13 protein-coding genes are annotated in these 18,917 nt (G+C 53.4%); 3 read left to right on the top strand and 10 right to left on the bottom strand.

Features of this window, described 5'->3' with window-relative positions:
* Nucleotides 1-78: 78 nt before the first annotated feature.
* Both LOS79_RS02640 and LOS79_RS02635 read right to left on the bottom strand, forming a co-directional pair.
* A complete protein-coding gene (locus LOS79_RS02640) occupies nucleotides 79-768 on the bottom strand; it encodes a GNAT family N-acetyltransferase (protein WP_315416074.1) in 690 nt (229 codons plus the stop codon).
* Entirely contained in the window at nucleotides 765-1,562 is a 798-nt protein-coding gene (locus LOS79_RS02635; protein ID WP_315416073.1) for a MerR family transcriptional regulator, read from the bottom strand. The genes LOS79_RS02640 and LOS79_RS02635 overlap by 4 nt, the downstream gene beginning before the upstream one ends.
* A gap of 229 nt (nucleotides 1,563-1,791) precedes the next feature.
* Here LOS79_RS02635 and LOS79_RS02630 point away from each other — a divergent pair, with 229 nt between their 5' ends.
* Nucleotides 1,792-2,820, top strand: coding sequence for a CdaR family transcriptional regulator (locus tag LOS79_RS02630; protein WP_315416072.1), 1,029 nt, complete (start codon nucleotides 1,792-1,794; stop codon nucleotides 2,818-2,820).
* A gap of 351 nt (nucleotides 2,821-3,171) precedes the next feature.
* On the opposite strand, the gene LOS79_RS02625 is transcribed toward LOS79_RS02630, so the two are convergent.
* Nucleotides 3,172-4,314 (bottom strand): glycerate kinase family protein, encoded by a 1,143-nt coding sequence (locus LOS79_RS02625; RefSeq protein ID WP_315416071.1) that lies wholly within the window; start codon nucleotides 4,312-4,314, stop codon nucleotides 3,172-3,174.
* 27 nt (nucleotides 4,315-4,341) lie between these two features.
* Nucleotides 4,342-5,643: a GntP family permease gene (locus LOS79_RS02620; RefSeq protein ID WP_315416070.1), complete on the bottom strand. Its 1,302-nt coding sequence runs from the start codon at nucleotides 5,641-5,643 to the stop codon at nucleotides 4,342-4,344.
* A 213-nt stretch (nucleotides 5,644-5,856) separates the two neighbouring features.
* Between LOS79_RS02620 and LOS79_RS02615 the strand changes: the two genes are divergently transcribed.
* Both LOS79_RS02615 and LOS79_RS02610 read left to right on the top strand, forming a co-directional pair.
* On the top strand, nucleotides 5,857-7,065 hold the full coding sequence (locus LOS79_RS02615; protein WP_397386727.1) for an MFS transporter: 1,209 nt from the start codon (nucleotides 5,857-5,859) through the stop codon (nucleotides 7,063-7,065).
* On the top strand, nucleotides 7,058-7,618 hold the full coding sequence (locus LOS79_RS02610; RefSeq protein WP_315416069.1) for a TetR/AcrR family transcriptional regulator: 561 nt from the start codon (nucleotides 7,058-7,060) through the stop codon (nucleotides 7,616-7,618). Before LOS79_RS02615 ends, LOS79_RS02610 begins: the two co-directional genes overlap by 8 nt.
* A gap of 127 nt (nucleotides 7,619-7,745) precedes the next feature.
* Here the strand turns inward: LOS79_RS02610 and LOS79_RS02605 are convergent, their stop codons facing one another.
* From LOS79_RS02605 to LOS79_RS02580, 6 genes are all read right to left on the bottom strand, one after another.
* Nucleotides 7,746-9,425, bottom strand: a complete 1,680-nt coding sequence (locus LOS79_RS02605; RefSeq protein WP_315416067.1) for a transglutaminase domain-containing protein — start codon at nucleotides 9,423-9,425, stop codon at nucleotides 7,746-7,748.
* A 50-nt stretch (nucleotides 9,426-9,475) separates the two neighbouring features.
* Nucleotides 9,476-11,053, bottom strand: a complete 1,578-nt coding sequence (locus tag LOS79_RS02600; protein ID WP_315416066.1) for a response regulator transcription factor — start codon at nucleotides 11,051-11,053, stop codon at nucleotides 9,476-9,478.
* The gene (locus LOS79_RS02595) at nucleotides 11,050-12,984 is read right to left on the bottom strand and encodes a sensor histidine kinase (protein WP_315416065.1); all 1,935 of its coding nucleotides are present in this window, start codon (nucleotides 12,982-12,984) and stop codon (nucleotides 11,050-11,052) included. The genes LOS79_RS02600 and LOS79_RS02595 overlap by 4 nt, the downstream gene beginning before the upstream one ends.
* A gap of 111 nt (nucleotides 12,985-13,095) precedes the next feature.
* The gene (locus LOS79_RS02590; protein WP_315416064.1) at nucleotides 13,096-14,337 is read right to left on the bottom strand and encodes an MFS transporter; all 1,242 of its coding nucleotides are present in this window, start codon (nucleotides 14,335-14,337) and stop codon (nucleotides 13,096-13,098) included.
* A gap of 30 nt (nucleotides 14,338-14,367) precedes the next feature.
* A complete protein-coding gene (locus LOS79_RS02585) occupies nucleotides 14,368-14,949 on the bottom strand; it encodes a TetR/AcrR family transcriptional regulator (RefSeq protein WP_315416062.1) in 582 nt (193 codons plus the stop codon).
* A gap of 397 nt (nucleotides 14,950-15,346) precedes the next feature.
* Nucleotides 15,347-18,907 (bottom strand): DUF5695 domain-containing protein, encoded by a 3,561-nt coding sequence (locus LOS79_RS02580; protein WP_315416060.1) that lies wholly within the window; start codon nucleotides 18,905-18,907, stop codon nucleotides 15,347-15,349.
* Between the last annotated feature and the right edge of the window lie 10 nt (nucleotides 18,908-18,917).

Here is an 18,917-nt window from a genome sequence, read left to right as displayed (position 1 = left end):
TCTTACTCAGCATTCTTCTCTTATCCATCGTAATCCCCTTATCCAACGCACTAACCTTCCTCTTCATCCGAACCTCCACTATTGTCCGCAGATCATATATTCCCAACTTTCTTCACCGAACAGCAGCTTGCTGATCAGGCTGTGCTCTTCCGATTGTGTGCGGAAGCCCCGCCGCCCATACATCCCTTTGGCGGAGGTATTTCGGCCGGAGACATGCAGGCTCAGATACTCTAGCCGGGGCTGACCCTGCATGTACTGCGCCGCCCGGTGAAGCAGCAGCCCGCCGATCCCCATTCCCTGATACCTGGGATGGACCGCCAGATCAGCGATATAACACTCACCCCGCACCGGGTTGTGGTTCAGGCAACAGAGCGCCCCCAGCAGCAGAAGCCTCCTGCTTAAGCGCATTCCTCCGGTTTCCAGCAGCTTAACGAGCCCGGCGGCGGTCATATCAGCTTCCCTGGCCGTACCTTCAGTCACACCAGCTTCCCTGGCCTTACCTCCAGCTGCATCCTTATGCCACTTCATGCTCATCGTACCAACAACCTCTTCCCCCAGCAGCGCCACAACCCGCTTCGTGCATGTACCTTCCGCCGATTGCTCCAGCAGCTGCCTGAAGACAACAGCCAAATCATCCGGCCGGTTCTTCGTTAGCGAACGGAACTTGCCCTGAAATCCATAGGCAATAAGCCTGCCCACCTCATGATTATACTCAGGCCGCATATCTGTAACGGTAACCTTCATAGCAGCGGAAGCATTAGCCGTCATATGGCATCAGCGCCTTCCCCGGAGCCTTCGGGTTCAATACAGAGCAGCACTTCGTAATGCAGCTTGTCCCGGCTGAATAAGGAAAGATAGGATTTCTCGACAAGAATCAGCGGGCCCGGAAGCTCACCATATTCTCGTTCAGCATGACGGCTGAATTGGGCGGTAATCTGTTCAAGCGCAGATTCATTCTCAGCCTGCAGCGAATAAGCAAGATAACGGCCCGCCGGTAAGGTCAGGTCGGTCCTTCCGCCGGGCTCCGCCGCTGTATACAATGCGACATGATCTGCACCGCTGTATACATAATGAATGTCCGTTTCGAATAACCTGCCCACCCGGGCAGACTGCTCCGCCAGTGTGCTTGCCTCGAGCGATGCCGCCGTCTCCAGTTCAAACCACTTCTGCAGCGGCAATGCCTCACGCATCTTCACATGACAGCTTAGCTTCTCCCGCTGAAAATCCTGCTGCTCACGCAGTACCTTCCGGATCTGCCGCTCCAGCTGCTGCAGCCGGACAATCTCTGCGCCGGTCTCTGTCAGCGAATGCTGCAGCTTCTCCTCCATCGCTTGCGGGTCCGGGTCCTCCATATGTTCTCTGATCGTCTGCACGGGCATCCCCAGCTTGCGCAGCAGCATAATTTGCGACAGCTGGTAGACCTGATCGATTCCATACATCCGGTATCCGTTCGTATCTGTATAAGAAGGAAGAAGCACCCCCTTCTCCTCGAAATACCGGATCTGATGTATGGACACTTCCATAAGTCTGGCCAGCTCACTAATTGTAATTTCTGTACTCATGAGACAACCCTCCTGCTTCAATACTTATCTCCCATGATATACCTTAGGTCTGACCTAAGGTCAAGGCTGCAGGCCGAGCTTCAATAATGTCATCAAATAGTACAGCCTGCCGCCCTGTTGCGTCTTTATACCCTGGGCAAAATCATCTATAATTTTGTTCAGATGCACAATGTACAAGCAGGAGTCTGCAGCAGCAGCCATCCGGGTGCGGTGAAGGAGGAGAAGGTCATTGTTTCAGCTTTCCGAGAAGCAGGCGCAGGAGATCGTGGACAAAATGATGATGGATATCCCTTATAACATCAACATTATGAATGATCAGGGGATTATTATCGGCAGCGGAAAAAAGGAGCGGGTCGGGACCGTTCACAAGGCAGCCGTTGAAGCGCTGGCCACCGGCCAGATGGTAGAGGTAATCGAGGATACCTTGTACGAGAAAAAGGGGACAAACGAGCCGATTGTAATCGGCAACACCCGTGTCGGGGTTATCGGGATTTCCGGCAGACCGGAGGAGGTCCGGCCTTTCTGCAACATTGTAAAAACCACAGTGTCCCTGCTGATTGAACAGCGGACCGCCCTGGAGAATCTTATGAGTGAAGCCAACCGCCAGAAGGCATGGCTGGAAATGCTGCTCGCCCATCAGGGAGCCTACTCCCAGAAGCTGAGAAAGGAAGCTGCACCTTACAAAATCGATCTTCTGCTGAAAACTACAGTGCTGTACCTTAAGCACTTTAGTCCGGAGCAGGATCAGGCCAAGCTGATGCTGATGCATCCTTCCTTCCAGCTCGATGAAGAGACCTGGCTGATGCTGGTCCAGAACCGGCCTGATACCAGCAAGCTGGCCGCGCAGCTGCTGCTGCAGCAGCCGAAGCTGCTTATTGCCTCCAGCAGGCTGGAATCCAGCATCGCCGAGGGCTACCGCCAGGCCAAAGCTGCACTCAATATCCTGCTTGCGCTGAAGCCCGCCGCACAGGCAATCACCTTTGACGAAGCTGAATTCCTTGTAAAGCTCAGCCAGGCCAAGCTGTCGGACAAAGCCGGCACTGCAATGAAGCTGGACGATACCGCCGACCTGCTGGAAACGCTCCGCAGCTTCATCAACCATAATTGCAGCGTCTCGCAAACGGCGGAGCATCTGAATATTCACCGCAACACACTGCAGTACAGGCTGAAGCGGATCGGGGGCATTACCGGCAAGGATCCGCGCAATCTGCTGCAGCTGTTCGAGCTGACTTATGAATTGCTGGCGCTGTATAAGTAGAAAGTTAGTTAAGCACGCCCTTGCTTCGCAGGCCAAGCCCAATAAGTGGATTTTGTACATTTAAATTCACCATGCATTCCGCACTGAGTAACTTAAGTGGAAAAATGACAACTAATTCCTGCATCCCCACCCTTATGGCCAGGAATCCGGATACTTAAGTGTACTTTTTCCATTTAAATCTTCAGAGTCGGCGATTTCCGGAGATTTAAATGCTCTTTTTCCACTTGTAGCCGGGGGAGAAGCGGTCAAACGAAGACTAAACAGAGATATTAAGAATAGCCCCGGGAAAATTCCCGGGGCTGATTCATCAATCGCAGCTCCGCTGACAATGGCGCTCAGCTGCTGACTAAACTAAGCCTTAAGCTTCAGCAGTCTGGCGATATTCTCGCAGGTCCGCTCTACATTGGCCGGCCCTTCAGCCAGCAGCCTGTCGAGGCTTGAAGCACCGGGAACAATACCGAAGATGGCATCAATGCCTTCGGAATATAGCGTTTCAATACCCTCGCCAATATACCCGGCCAAGGCAATAACAGGCTTGCCGGCGGCTTTGGCGGTACGGGCTACGCCATACGGTGTCTTGCCGAATTTGGTCTGGAAGTCGATGCCGCCTTCACCGGTAAAGACATAGTCGGCATCCGCCAGCTTCTGCTGCAGCCCTGTATACTCAATCACAATTTCAATCCCCTTCTGCAGTGTTGCCTGCGTGAAAATCATCAGGCCTGCACCCAGCCCGCCGGCCGCGCCGGCACCGGGAAGCTCCCGCACATCCTTATCCAGCTGCTCTTTGACCACTGCCGCATAGTGGGCCAGATTGGCGTCAAGCTGCTGTACCATCTGCGGAGTCGCGCCTTTCTGCGGGCCGAACACTGCCGAGGCCCCGTGCTCCCCGCAGAGCGGATTGGTCACATCGCAGGCAACGATGAACTGCACCTGCTGCAGCCGCGGGTCAAGCGCAGTGATGTCGATTGCAGCCAGCCGGCCCAGGCCGCCGCCGCCGCGCGGAAGCAGCGCACCCGCTGCATCCAGGAACCGCGCCCCAAGCGCCTCAGCCATGCCTGCGCCGCCGTCATTGGTGGCGCTGCCGCCGATGCCGATAATGATTTTGCGGATGCCCCGGTCCAGACACTCCAGAATCAGCTGCCCTGTGCCATAGGTTGTGGTAATGAGCGGATTACGCTCACTCTTGTCCACAAGCTGGATGCCGCTGGCCGAAGCCATCTCGATTGCCGCCGTTCCCCCGTCACCGAGAATCCCGTATTTGGCCGTAACGGTCTGTCCCAGCGGTCCTATAACTTCCTTATAATGAATCTCTCCGCCGGAGGCGTCGACCAGCGACTGCACGGTGCCTTCTCCCCCGTCCGCCATCGGAACATGGATATAGGACGCATCCGGATATATTTTACGCAGACCGCTTTCCATTGCAATACAAACTTCCTTCGCTGTCATACTCTCTTTAAAGGAATCGGGTGCCAGTACAAAGGTTGTCTCTCTCATTTCCACACCTCATCTATAATATTGATATTAGAACAAAAATCCGTAAACCAGCGTAGCCACAACGGTCATTGTACCGCCGACAAGCGCTTCGTAAGGAATGAGCCCCATCCGCTGCTTGATAGACATCTTCATGGCATCGGCCGTTACATGGAAGTACGTGCCCTGCGGCAGGGAGTCGATGACGGTAGCACCGGTATGCACCATAACGGCTGCAGCCAGCGGAGCGGTGCCCATATCAAGGATAGCCTGTCCGAAGGAACCGGTGGCAACGATAACCCCGGTGGAGGTAGAAGCGGTGGCTGCTGCCATCAGTATACCGGAAATCGGGGCCAGGAAGGTGCCGGAAATGCCGGACAGCTCAATCAGGTGAACCACCTGGACCGACAGATCCGAAGCAGAGATCAGCCCGGCAATCCCGCCGGCGCCGATGAGGATCAGGACGGTCGCCGTCATTTTGCTGAGGCCGGAGGAAGTGTACTTCAGTACCTTGTTCCCTTGTCCCATAGCCAGCATCCCGATAATTCCGGCCAGCGGCAGAATATAAAGCGCATCCACTTTAAGCTTAGTGAGCGCTTCAATTCCGGAGATCGAACCGATCGGGTTAATCATCAGCAGCACAATCGCTACCAGCGGTGCGACAACCGCCCGGCCCAGCGGCGGATAAGCTGCTGTATTCGCACTTTCCGCACCCGTTGCGGCTTCCTCTGAGGAAACCATTATACCTTTGTTCTTCACCAGTGAGGCAAGGATAACGGTTACAATTAACCCGCAGATTGCCGGAATCAGACCAGCCAGCATCACATGGCTCAAATCCAGGTCGAAACCGCGTGCCGCAGCGATGGTATTCGGATTCGGGGAGATGATATTCCCGGCCTTCCCCCCGCCGGACAAGGCCAGCAGCAGTGCGAGCTTGGAGATTCCCATTTTGTTGCCTACAGACAGGGCAATCGGAGCTACGATCAGCACCGCTACCGGAATAAATACGCCCATTGCCGTAATGACCATCGTAGCCAGCGCCAGGGCGATGATCGCCTTACTGCCGCCGAACTTCTTAACGATAGCCTGGGCTATAGCTTCTGCCGCCCCCGATTCCATCATGACCCCGGCCAGAACGCCCGCAGCCAGAACCCGCAGTACCGTGCCCATTACACTTTGTGTACCGCTTACAAGAACGCTTACCGTCTGTTCGAGATTGGCTCCGCCGATCAGTGCCCCTAATATAGCTCCCAGGAACAATGCGTATACCGGATTCAATTTCCGGAGTATCAGGATAATGGCAATTGCCAGCCCCGCCAGTGCTCCATACCAACCAATAACTAATCCTTCCATTTCAAATTTCCCCCTAAGTACTTGTTGAACACGCTCTCATTATAAGGTCCCGGAGCAGCAAAATAATATTGATGAAAGGACGAAATGCATTGTGCAAGTGACCAATGAATTACAGCCTTCGTTATTTAAACTTATAAAAAAGCTTGTTTATCTGACGACAGTCAGATAAACTGGGGATTATATTTCATTTCAGTAACAAGAACGGAGCAAACAATGCGTACAAAAGCACAACGAAACACAACCACTGCCGGACTGTGGGGCCGCTCTTTTATTTTCATCATGCTGGCTAATGCACTGTTATTCATGGCGTTTGAAATGCTGCTGCCCACCTTGCCGTTATTCATCTCCAGCATTGGCGGAGAGGCGCGGCAGATCGGCCTGGTTACAGGGATTTTCATGTTCTCCGCCATCCTGATCCGTCCGCTGACCGGGGTGCTCGCCCAGCGGATCGACAAGAAATATCTGCTGATCGCCGGGATCTCTATATGTATGCTGGCAACTGGCTCATACTACCTCTCGTCAGACATTTATGTCATTCTGCTCATCCGGTTTATCCACGGTGCCGGCTTCGGCCTGGCCTCAACCTATTTCGCAACCATCGCTGCCGAGAATATTCCGCGGGAACGCCGCGGTGAGGGAATCGGCTATTTCGGGGTCGGGGAGACGGTTGCGATCTCCGTCGGCCCGCTGATCGGGGTAGCATTGCTGGAGCTGTACAGCTTCCGGGGAATCTTCATGAGCGGAGCGGCTATTCTGCTGCTGTCGCTGCTGATGGCGCTATTCGTATCCAGACAGCCGCAGGGTACAGGCACAAGGGAGAGCGTGAAGGTCAAGCTGTTTGAACGCAGGGTTCTGTTTCCTTCCCTGTTAATTCTGCTGATGGGGCTTGCCGCCGGCTCGATTATGTCCTTTGTAGCTATCTATGCCGTGGAGAAAGGGTTTCAGAATGTGGCCTGGTTCTTTTTCACCATCGCGGCGGCAAGCTTCCTCGTCCGGCTGGTCTCCGGAGCGCTGCTGGACCGGCTTGGCCCCGGCTATGTGCTGATTCCGTCAGCTCTGCTGACTATGGCCGGACTGCTTGTGTTAACCTTGTCGCAGTCTGAGCTTCAATTTATCGCAGCGGGTGTGCTGTACGGGTTCGGCTTCGGGGCTATTTTCCCCGCTATTCAGACATGGTGCCTCAATCTGGTCGATGAGCATGAGCATGAAGGGGCCATGGCCAGCTTCTTCAACTTTTTCGATCTGGGGATCGGCGGCGGCTCACTGCTGTTCGGCTTTATCGCTTCGGCATTTTCCTATACAATGGTTTATTATATCGGCATAGGTGTTATGGCCTTATTCCTGCTGTTCTACATCCTCTTTGCCCGGCGGCAGAACCAGGGAAATCCGGCAGAACGACACAAGGAGGCAATCATTGATTAAAAAGCAGATTAAAGAAGCCGCCATCCTGCATTTCAACCGCTTCGGATATGAAGCTGCCAAGATGGCGCAAATTGCCGAGGAGGCCGGCATCCGCAAGCAGTCGCTGTCCTATCACTATCCTTCCAAAAAAGCGCTGCTGGAGGAATTATTCACCGGAGTCGTTCAGGAGGAGCAGCAGTTTGTTATCCGTTATTTCGAGGCCGCGCAGGGCAAAATGATCGAGCAGCAGCTCTACGGTTTTCTGAATGAGCTCAAAAACCGGTTCCTGACCCTGCCGAATGTATCTTTTATGCATATTACTTCCTTCATTGCCCCCCTGGAAATCCAGGACTTCGTGCTCGGGCAGTTCCGGCAGTATGTGGGGACGGTTAAGGAGGAATTATGCAGGATATTCCGGCAGGGCGATTCTTTCCGCTTCACACCGGAAGAGTGTGCCCTGGCGATGCTGACGGTAATCGACGGACTGGAAATCCAGCTCGTCTATGAAACCAGGCAATCCTATGAGGCAGCGCTGGCCATTATCTGGGATACCTTCTGGAAGGGCATCCACTAGGGCTCACACTAAAAAGGCTATTCCGGCAAGCCATACCACGGCTGCCTGGAATAGCCTTAAATTTTGCGTGCGGGGTGTGGCTTCACTTGGATACCAGGCGTGCTAATTACTCCATATCCCGCATGCCTCAAGCCTCAGCGAGATAGTGGACCCTTGAACCTTCGCAGGCTGTGGCTCCAAGCCCGTTCACCATACGGGTAATCTCCCCGTTACCGTTCAGGAACACATCCACCATATGCGTGAAGCGTACCTCTGGCGAAGCCGGTGCTTCTATCGCACTGTGCAGCCTGATATGGGGCCCGGCATTGAAGAAGGAATAAATCCCGAGACCATGGGCCTCATGCCGGGTCACTGTATCACTTACTTTATAGGAGGCAAAGCCGTTCACTCCCCCGTTCATCCAGCTGGCCTGATCAGGCACATCATAAGGAATTTCACTCTGATAAAAGAAAAGTCTGCCGTAATCCCCGTTCCAGACAGTCTGGTATTTCTGAAAATGTTCCACGAACAGCCCGTAAATGGTAACATGATCCCCGTTAATGATTATCCCGTTGTCTGAAGTATTCCGCTCCCAGCCCACGCCTTCACCGTGATCGGCCCGCCAGAGCCAGAAATGATCACCGATTACATCACTGCTGTTGATTGTCAGGCAGACCTCTGCCCGGCCGCCTCCCGCCCCTCCCACCCGGAAGAACAGATCATGCAGCGAAGCCGGATTAGCGGAATGCCGGCCTGTGCAGCCGGGCGGCCCCACCTCCAGCAGACTCCCGGAACCCTCCGTTCCGGCGTCAAATAACAGTCCGGCGATAATTACCCCGTCTACATCTGCAATCTGCATAGCTGTTGCCCCATGCTCAGGCACCAGCGTAGCCAGGCCCAAACCGAGTACCACTGTATTTGCATGCTCCACGCGGACCGGCTCTTCAAGGCCATAAATTCCCGGTGTCAGCAGCAGATGCCTGCCGGCGGCAAGCTCGCGGTTCAGCGTCTTTGCCGTATCCTGGCCAGCCTTGGCAATATAGAAATGGCCGAGCTCCAGTGACTTGCCTTCGGTGGCTCCTCCGGACCAGGTAATTCCGGCCGCAGCTGCACGCAGCTGCGGAACCTTCACATAATAACGGCCATCGCTGGCGATATACAGATACGGCTTCTCTCTGACCACGGGCACCCGGGAGAGCACGGTATTGGGCGGACTGGGCCAGCCTGCGGATTCCGGCGGATTCACGCAGCCCTGAAACACATTATTCCATTGGGAGCTATGCCACTCGCTCCACTGTGAATTGCGCAGATAGAACTGCTGCTGCGGGCCGGAGTTGACCGATCCATCCACCGCTGTATCCGCCATGAACCCTCCGCTGGCATAGTTTTTCTCGGCATGGTCGAACAGCTCCAGATCTCCAAGCACATGCATTCTGCGGTACGGGGCTGCCTGGGATACTGTCCATTTCGCCGCCTCACCCGGCACCGGCTCTGTAGCAATCCCTTCGGCGGAGCGCCAGAAGTTAATCAGCGCCAGGCCGTTCATCCAATCTGCATCGCAGTTAATGCCGCCTCCAGTAATCCGTACCTGGTCCGGCGATTCGCCTAGCCCCGCCGCCTGTGTATAGAATCCGATCCGGATTCTAGCATCATATACACCGGGTTTGAACAGTAACGCACAGCGGTTCCTTCCAAACTCCGCCCGTTCCTGCTCTGCAAATACCCGGTCACACATCTCTTGAATGTCCCTGCCGGGCATGGCGGGATCAAATACAAGTACATTTGGCCCAAAATCAGGTGCTGCCAAGTCCGCTCTAGCCTGCTGCATTCTTTTACCTCCGGAGTAATGGAATTTTGCTGAAGTACATTATACTTTGCTTATGTGTCTATGAACGGTCCGGACAAAAACTTCCGCTGGATACGGAATTCCACCGGGCTCACGCCTTCACTTTCTTTAAACACCCGGTTAAAATTTTTGGCATTCTCAAAACCGGCTCTCATCGCTATTTCGTAAATCTTATCATCCGTTGTCTGCAGCAGCTCCTTTGCCTTGCCGATCCGGTAATTCTTCAAGTAGGTTACGAAGTTCTCACCGGTGTAATCCCGGAAGGCCTGGCTGAAGTAAGAATAGTTAAAGGATACGATATTAGAAATGAGGGTCATATTGATATTCTGGTCGTAATTATCGTGGATGTACTGTACGGCCGTCTTCATTTCTTTATTATCCGTATGCCTGGACTTCAGTGTCCGGATATAGTCGCCCAGCAGAAGAAATACACGCTGTACCTCACGGAAATAGTCCGCGAAGCAGCTGAACCGGTATACATCCCCGATAGTATTGAGCTGCTGTACAATTTCAATGGAGTCTTTGCCCTTCTGCTGCATAATCAGCTCAAGAAGAGCTTCGTTCAATGCCCTGCTGATGCCCTCCAGATAACCGGTATTCCTCCGGCTAATGTCCGCGTCATCCAGTATTTCATGCAGCAGTCCCAGCATCTCCTTCTCCCGCCCTGAGCCCAGCAGATCCACAGCCATTGCAATTTTGTCCCCCGGCACCTCATAGTCACTGTCCTTCCGGCAAATCTCCTCGAATAGCACAATGCCGGGAGCAGGCAGCATGAAAGTATACTTCAAGGATACCGCCGCCTCTTCGCACGCCGAATACAGCTTCTCCATCCCGAAGTTCAAGCCGCTGACCGATAGCATTAGCCCGGAATCGAGCTGCACCAGAGCCTCAGTAAGTATCCGCCAGGACTCCGCACCCTCTGTGAGGATAACGGCATGCAGATTAGAGTCCCAAAAACGGGCAAAGCGGAAATGCAGTGCAGGCTCTGCCTGCTCCAGCAACGCCGTCACCCGCGCCTTAAAGGCAGCAGATCCCGAGGCCTGCTCATCCCCGGGATATTTTATCATGACCGCATGAAAGCCTTGATCCAGCCAGCCGAGGTCCAGCTGCGAAAGCTTGCCCCTAACCTCTTCTTGCTCGGCTGAGGGGTGGCTGGAATACAAATTCAGCTGGCTCTCCCTGTATTCCTCGCGCTGCTCAGCCGACGAGAACCGTGCATTCGCCGCTTCCTCACTCCGGACCAGCTCCTCTTCGACCCGCCTGATTGTTGCAGCCAAATCATTACGGAGTACAGGCTTCAACAGATACTCCTTCACTTCATAGCGGATCGCAGCTTTGGCATAAGCAAAGTCATCATAGCCGCTGACAATGACCACGACCGGCTTGGGCTCAAGCTCCTGCACCTTTTTGATTAAGCCGATCCCATCCATTTCCGGCATACAGATATCCGTAATCAGAATCTCTATATCCATTGACCGGAGCATCTCCAGCGCCTCAAAGGCATCGCAGGCCAGATGAATGTCATAGATGTCCTTATATTCCCGTTCGATCATCGCCTGCAGCCCGCGGCGGATATTCTTTTCATCGTCAACAATCAGAAGCTTTCTCATAGTTGTGTTTCCCCTCCCAGAGTGTTATCTAAGGGCAGTTTAACCTTTACAGTAGTGCCGCTCCCCTGAACACTCTCCACCCGGATGCCATATTCCTCTCCGTAGTACATGCGGATCCGCTGGTTCACGTTGCGCAGTCCGATGCCGCCGTTGCCCTTCTTAAGCACTGCAGCTTCTTCCGGCAAAGAATAGAACTCTGCGTCAGTCATAGTCAGCTTCTCATTTAACACGGCCAGTCTGTCCTCAGGAATACCGGTACCATTGTCAGTCACTTCAACATAGAAGGAGCCTTCCCCGCTATAAGCATGCAGGTCTACACACAGGCCTTCCCGCCTCATCAGGGCGGAGTACATTCCATGCTTCAAAGCATTCTCCACAATGGGCTGCAGCGACATTTTGGGCAGCTCCTGGTTCTGCAATTCCCACGGTACATCCAGCTGCAGCTGCAGCTTCTCGTCGTAACGGATGCTCATGATCGAAATATAGTGCTGAATATGGCCCAGCTCGTCACTCAACTGCACCTTATCGCCCGTCCACCGCAGATTGTAACGCATAATACTGCCGAGAGATGTAAGCGCATCCGCAATCGTGTATTGCCCTTCAACCTCCGAGAGCATTTTCAGATTCTCCAGTGTATTGTAGAGGAAATGCGCATCAATCTGATTACGCAAGGCTTGAAGCTCCGCTTCCTTCGTAGCCGCACTGCGCTTAACCGCGTCTGCCACCAGTTCATTAATGGTATTCAGCATCTGCCGGAAATGATGGGCCAGCTCGCCGATCTCATCACCGCCCTGCACGGGGACTTCGATACTGAAATTGCCGCCGCGCACTCTTTTCATCGATTCCCGCAGAACATCCAGCTTCTTCAGTACAATAGACTGCATGAAATAGGTTGTGACAGCCAGCAGAATGAGCAGAAGGGTGACTACAAGAATCACGGTATTCCGGGTATGGCCGATTTTGGAATAGGTCGTATGTAAGGAAATTACGTTCACAAGCTCCGCATTTATTTTATCGATATGTTCAACCAGGTACAGGAAATCGGCACCGCCCCCGGGCACCACCAGTGACGTCTTGCCTGCTTGTTTATACTCCGTGACAGCCTGCCGGATCTGCTCTTCATCCAGTCCGGGGAGCGGATCTGTATTGTTGGCATGCAGGTTGCCCTGCTGGTCGAGAATGAAGAAACGGGAGTCGCGTTCACTGCTGTTGGTATACGCTTTCTCAAAAAAATCTTCAATCCGCATGTCTATCTTGATGATTCCGATATGCAGGTTATCAGCCCGGTTTGAACCGATGATCATGGAGACCATGGAATTTGAGTCTGCGGACTCTATCTCCCACAGCATTCTCCCGGGTTGCTTCATCACTTTAGAGTATAAGGGGCTGTCCTTAATCCGTTCTTCATGATAAATAATCGGCCACAGCTCCATGATGAAGGGGTTGTTCACGTAAAAACGGACACCCGCAATATCCGGATTATTGAACATGACCCGCTGCAGATAACTGAAAGCGAACGCCTTGTACGTCATAAGCTCGTACACCTCAGGCTCCGATTTCATCATTACATATTCTCCGAGCTGACTATCCGAAATCAGCAGATTGAACGACTGTTCCATGGCCGCAATTTTACCCGTAATCACTTCTTTCTCATTGTTGATCTGGTAACGGTTCTCTTTAACGGTGTCTTTGATTGTATTGCGGTAGAATCCGGCAAACAAATAGTTCGAAATGATAATAACCGGGACCAGAATGATGATGATATAAGCCGCAATCAGCTTGATATGAATGGATAGACCGCCATACCATGCCCTGACTCCTGCTGCTGTGTTCCTGAATTTGCCCATTCCCCGCCCCTCTTCTTCGCCGCTGCTGATATCTCTATTATATTTCATCCCTTCCCGGACCATAAGGCACCAAATTTCAGTCATGGTTGCAGGATTTCAGATATGCGTCCGATCTATTTCCGGACAATAAGGCCTGAGATGTGCGAAAGCCGGCCCCCCTTGATAGGGAGCCGGCTTGTGAACCGGCAGCAGTGTTCACTGCTTAGCCGGTACAACTGATGCCTGTTCACTTTTGGCCAGGCGCCCGGAGGGGACTTGTAACAGAAGAGAAACCAGGAATCCTGCGGTCATAATGGAGCCCAGAATTCCAAAGGACAGCGCATAGTTCCCTGTCTTCAGCAGTCTTAAGGCGATTATGGGCCCCGTACTCGCGCCAAGGAACAGAATAAAGGCATTGAATGAAATTGCCGAACCGCGCGCATGGCCTCCCAGCTGGCTGACGATTGAAATATTAACCGGAGTGACGAGGGCGATCCCCGCTACAAAGACAACGCTCATCAGGATAATCGCCGGCAGGCCCGGGCTAAGACTGAGTCCCAGCAGGCCCGCCGCCGCAATTGCCAAGCCGCCCCGCAGCACTGCCGCCATTCCCAGCCGCCCCGCGATCCGGCCTGCAAACGGCGATAACAGCATCCCGGCTATCCCCGCCGCCCGAATCGTGAGGATCGCCTGTGCCGATAACCCGAACTTGTCTGAGCTTAAATAACTGCCTAGCACGGTGTACATGCCGACCAGGCTTAACAGCAGGACAAACGTAATGGCGAAAGCCGCCAGCAGCTGCGTCTGCTTCAGTAATCCAGTCATTTGTTTAAACTTGAGCAGCACATTTTCTTTCGGCCGGTGCAGCTCATCCTTCGGAAGCAGGCTGATTACAATGACCGCCGTAATCCCATACAGGATGCCCAGTATAATGAAGATTCCGTGCCAGCCCCAATATTCATTCACCAGCCCGCTGAATACCTGGCCTACAATCCCCGCCATCAGCAGCCCGGTGCTGATAAAGCCGACTGCGGTCAGCCGTTTATGTGCCGGGAACATCTCTCCCGCATACACAAGCGAGATCGGTGCGAATGCCGCAGCCACCAGCCCCTGCAGACCTCTAAGAAGAATGAGCCCGTAATAGCTCTCCACAAACCCGATCACTAGGGTCACAAGCGTTAAGCCGGTAATACTCGCCACCAGGAATATTTTACGGCCGTATCTGTCCGAGAATGGACCATACAGCAGACAACCCAAGGCATAACAGAGCGAGAATGAACTCCCGATCCATGCCGCCTGAGCCGGACTAATCTGAAACGCCCTGGTGAATACATCCGCTAACGGGATTGTAATATACATGCTGGTCATAATAACCATTCCGCACCAGAACAGAATAATTGTCATTAATGAATAGTTTTTCTTGCCATTGCCTTGTTGCACATTTGTCGTCTGACTCATGAAGTAAAGTTCCCCCGGTATATTTATAGTTTAAACGCCAGCTGAAATTCCCTGCATTACGTGCTGTAACAAGTCCTCGATGTAATGCTCATCCGGCATTTTTTTATAGATGAGAATTTGAAAATAGACCGGACCGTAGAGCAGATCCAATACAACGTCCATGTTCACCGACCGCTTCACTTCCCCCTGCTCCATCGCGGCTTGAAGCGCTTGTTTGGCCTCTTTTCTTTTCAGGGACAAAAATAAGCTGTAAAACTCCTGCGCAATCCCGTCGTTCTCGGTAACGATAGTTAAGGTGGATTTCCCCACTTTGCTGCCAAGAATACGCGCTAAAGCCTCGAGCTGCCGTTTGAAGTTCTCCTGAACGGACAGGTTCCGCTCAAAGACAAACTCGGATTCGACGGCCATCACAAAAGTATCGAGGACCAGGCGCGCTTTATGCTCCCACCATCTGTAGATGGTAGATTTGCCTACTCCGGCCTGAGATGCCACCGCTTCTATTGTTAAAGAGGAATAGCTCTGATTCTCTAAAATCATCATCGTCGCTTCAAGAATCGCCTTCCTGCTGCGGGCTTCCTTATGCTTCGCATTCAGGTTAATGCCTGGGATCATTGCGGTTCACCTCCTGATGATCATTGATGCACGGCTAATAGAAACGATACGTTTCGTATCATTATCTTATAAAGATTAAACTTTGTAAATTTAAAATTTCATACATATGTCAGAAGGCAGCCGGCAGTGGGCGAAACCAAAATGCGGAGAATGAATCAGCAGGCAGTCTACGACACCAAAATACGGAGATATAGTAGCTGCTGTTTAGGGCACGCAGGGGCATGCGGAGATACGCAGAACCATGCACAGGGACGGTACTGGCGGAACGCGGCAATGCCGTGTACAGCCCACCTATAGAGCAGGGATTTAGCTACGCTCTCATAAAAAAAGGAAGAACCCTGTTACAGGTTCTTCCCCTCGGCTCTATACATTTCGAACTTAACACACTCCCGGAGGATCAGCTTAAAGGCGGTTCAGGTGTTTCCGGAGCCTCAGGAGCTGGAGGAGAATCCGGTTGCTCCGTCCCCGGAGAGCTGCTATCCGGCTGCGGGGCTGCTCCGCTATCCGGCTGCTGCCCTTCCGTTTCTTCAAGCGGCGGAATTGTAAGCTCAGCATCCGGCTCCAGGGCATTCAGCTCCTCCAGGGAAAAGGAGGCCGAGAGCGCCGGCACCGTCCCTCCGAAGAGTGCGGTAACCTCGGCAGCACTGAGTGCACGGTTAAAGATAATGAAGTCATCGACAGCACCATTCAGATTCGGATCATTGTATTGCGATTTGCCGATATAGTTCTGGGTGGTATTGCCCAGGCTGGAAGGCGTCAGCGTCATGCCCGTATTCACGGCAACCTGGACGCCATCGAGGTAGAGCCGGCCGGTCGTACCGGATAAGGTCACGACGACATGCTTCCATGCTCCGGTTGCCAGCGGCGAGGAGGCCGTAAGCTGCTGCTCCGCACTGTTGCCGCCGGTTGTAATAGCAAAACGCATCCCCCCGCCTCCGATCTGCGGCGCCAGGAACATATTAGCCGTTGTACCTGTGCCGAAATCGAAGATTCGCGCCCAGTCGCTATTGGCCGTAATCTTGACCCAGGCTGAGATCGTAAAGTCATTCAGCTGGCTGACCACCCCGGCCGGCAGTGTTGCATAGGCGCTGGTTCCGCTCAGATTCAGCGCATTGCCAGCGCCCGTGCGGCCGGCAATCCAAGTGGCTGTTCCGGTCAATGCCGCATGGTTCCCGGCGGAGGAAGAATCCGTAACCGCCGTGCCGGAGGACTGGTTCATCTTGTAGTTAACTACAATGGAGGAAACCGGAGTCACGGTTCCCTGCTGGATCTTCACCTCATAGGAAGCTGCGGTTCCGATATTCAGGCTCACGGTTGCGGTCTGGCCGCTGGCCGCAGTGAAGCTGCCGGAGGCCACATTGTTCACAGTTACGTTATAGGTCCCGGGAGCAAATCCGGTAAAGGCCACCTTGGTTACATGCGCTGTACCCGGAGTTGCACTGCTGAGCGTGAAGCTGGCACTATCCTTCGCCTTGGCTACTGTCGCCAGGGTGTAGCTGTCCCGCTCCAGACTCATGCCCCATTTCTCTGTAATCAGATTCAGCCGCTGGTTAACGCCGTCCTTAGGTGTAACGATGTAGTTCCCGCCGCTCTCTGTGACCTCGCAGCCATAGCCGTACAGGCCGAAGATCGGATCAACCGCCACATCGGAGCTCAGCAGCTTGATCGCGCCGAACAGCCCGAGATCCGCTTCGCCGGACATGCCGCGCCAGCCGTTAAACAGCGGGCCGCCGTCAAGACCCAGGGCCCCGTTATTGCCCTTCATCGCCTGATACGTCCAGGATACCGCTCCAATATCCGCAGGGTCCGAACTGATCTGGCCGGAGTTAATGGCCGTCAGATTAGCAAGCTTGGCGGCATAGGTTAACCGCTGCTCCACTTCCGGAGTCGCAGACTGGTTACGCACCCAGTCATCCATTGCCGTTCCGGCAAGCGAAGCGGTGTACTGGAATTGCCACCATGGCTCCCCGTTGATGGTTACCGGATCGGAGTAGAAGTACCATACCGGCATTTTACCGCGCACGGCACGGGTCTTCGTATTGATCTTGCTCTTAATGCTGTTGTTGTTATTCATCTTCGCCAGCATATACACGGCTTCCTCACCGGTATTGTCATAGTTGTATTCGGAGCCGTATGGATAGGTCGTGCCGGCAAAGTTATTGTATTTGGTGTTCATTTTCGCAATGATATCATTAGCCTGGGAGGTATAGCCTTCAGCCTGCAGCGCTTTGATAATCTCCGGTGTGGTCACTTCCCCCATCAGCCCGGTATTCCAGTTGTAGGCTACAGGACCGTCGTAGAGAGCTTTCATAATATTGTAGGCCCGCAGCAGATAGGTGTTGCTTGGCTGAGTATAGGTGATCAGGCCAGGGTATAGCTTGGAAATTTTGTACATGCTGAAATAGGTGTTATAGATATGCGGATAGGCATACCCGCGGTAGGTTGGTGTAGTGTTCGGCGGGGCCATCAGGAAGTCAGGCACCAGATAATCGGTGTGATGACCGGCCATCAGGTTCGTCCAGATGGTGGTCTCCAGATACTGGTCGAGTGCGGTAATTTCTGAGGTTACCGGCTTCTGGACATTTTTCTCGGCGAGGAACTGGGCATGCGTATATCCCCAGTCATCCCCCCAGCCCCAATACCCGGCAAAATTGTTGCGCTTCGTATTGGTCTGCATCATCCAGTCATCGAACGCCTTGTCGCGGATATCTCCCGGCACATTCCACTGCTGATTGTTCACCATGAAGGTGGCATGACGCTGGAGCGCCGTATCTACCGGCTCAATGGCATAGAACTGTAGGGTTGTCTGTTCTCCGCTGCCGTAATTGACTGTGATGTTATTGGGACCGAGGTGATTCATCTGCAGGGAGTAGAGCTTGTGGTCTCCCGATGTGGTGCCCAGGGAAGCTAATGTCGTTTCCGACGGATATTGCGCAGTGACAGAAGTAATTGTCTTAGAGGTGCGCAGATCGAATTTGGCCGTCTGATTCGTCGGCACTACCATACTCGGCACTACCGTAGTATCGATCAGACCTTCGGAGTACAGCCGGTCCTTAGTTGCCTGCTCACTGGCTGATTTGAAGAATTTGAAGGCATAGGTCTTGCTTGCTCCCGGCGCCAGGGTCAGGCTGCTGCTGGGCAGATAGCCGCGTCCGGTGCTCTTAATCACATTCGAGTGAATGTAATAGACTGAGAGGCCTTCGATCCAGCCGCCCTGATCTCCCGCCCATTTGCTGCCCGCATGATCCTGGATACGCCAGTTATCCATATACTCGAAGCCTGCGCCGGTAGTTGCATCCGGTATGAGTAGAAGGGACGGGCCAATGCCGCTGGGACGCTGGGCAGTTACATAAGAGCTGTTATTGCCGATGAAGGACTGGGTAACTACCCGGGTCTCATAGATTTGTTCGTTGCTTCCGCCGGTCCAGAATTCGTTAAAAGGCAGCGGCAGGCCGAAGTCACCAATCTCCAGCGTCTGTGCACTGGTGTTGGTCACTTGAATCTGCCAGAGTAAGTAATCGCTTACAAGAGAATAGCTTTCGTTCACTCTGAAATTGCGGATACCCTCAGCATTCGCAGAATTCTGGTAGACGATGTTGACGGTATTGCCGGACTGGTTCTGCGTACGGCCGTCGGCGGACTTATTGGTTAAGGCTTTGGTCCAGGCGCCGTTGTTCAGCCGGTAAGTGAACATCAGCTCGCCCAGCCACTGGTGGTCTGCCGTATTCTGATTCGGGGCATTGGTTGCATTCATGACATAGTTGGTGGGAAAGTTATCTCCGGTCAGCTTCAGGCTGGTAATATCTCCATTGGTACCGGTACTGACCTGGAAATTGCTGTTCGACAGATCATAAGCAAAGGCGGGCTGGGCAAACCATAATAATCCTAAGGCTGCTGTGGTGAAAACGGCGCTTAACAGCGTCCTTTTCGCGAATGGTGATTTCATTCTTCCCGGCATTGCAATTCCT

The sequence above is a fragment of the Paenibacillus sp. MMS20-IR301 genome, assembly GCF_032302195.1.
Taxonomy (GTDB): Bacteria; Bacillota; Bacilli; order Paenibacillales; family Paenibacillaceae; genus Paenibacillus_AQ.
Note: the sequence above shows the minus strand (reverse complement) of the source record. Positions and strands in the feature narration are given on the sequence as shown.

What these genes read in the sequence shown, in the direction of transcription:
- LOS79_RS02640 (WP_315416074.1), bottom strand. Translation starts at nt 768, where the DNA reads ATGACGGCTAATGCTTCCGCTGCTATGAAGGTTACCGTTACAGATATG.
- LOS79_RS02635 (WP_315416073.1), bottom strand. Translation starts at nt 1,562, where the DNA reads ATGAGTACAGAAATTACAATTAGTGAGCTGGCCAGACTTATGGAAGTG.
- LOS79_RS02625 (WP_315416071.1), bottom strand. Translation starts at nt 4,314, where the DNA reads ATGAGAGAGACAACCTTTGTACTGGCACCCGATTCCTTTAAAGAGAGT.
- LOS79_RS02620 (WP_315416070.1), bottom strand. Translation starts at nt 5,643, where the DNA reads ATGGAAGGATTAGTTATTGGTTGGTATGGAGCACTGGCGGGGCTGGCA.
- LOS79_RS02615 (WP_397386727.1), top strand. Translation starts at nt 5,857, where the DNA reads ATGCGTACAAAAGCACAACGAAACACAACCACTGCCGGACTGTGGGGC.
- LOS79_RS02605 (WP_315416067.1), bottom strand. Translation starts at nt 9,425, where the DNA reads ATGCAGCAGGCTAGAGCGGACTTGGCAGCACCTGATTTTGGGCCAAAT.
- LOS79_RS02600 (WP_315416066.1), bottom strand. Translation starts at nt 11,053, where the DNA reads ATGAGAAAGCTTCTGATTGTTGACGATGAAAAGAATATCCGCCGCGGG.
- LOS79_RS02595 (WP_315416065.1), bottom strand. Translation starts at nt 12,984, where the DNA reads ATGACTGAAATTTGGTGCCTTATGGTCCGGGAAGGGATGAAATATAAT.
- LOS79_RS02590 (WP_315416064.1), bottom strand. Translation starts at nt 14,337, where the DNA reads ATGAGTCAGACGACAAATGTGCAACAAGGCAATGGCAAGAAAAACTAT.
- LOS79_RS02585 (WP_315416062.1), bottom strand. Translation starts at nt 14,949, where the DNA reads ATGATCCCAGGCATTAACCTGAATGCGAAGCATAAGGAAGCCCGCAGC.
- LOS79_RS02580 (WP_315416060.1), bottom strand. Translation starts at nt 18,907, where the DNA reads ATGCCGGGAAGAATGAAATCACCATTCGCGAAAAGGACGCTGTTAAGC.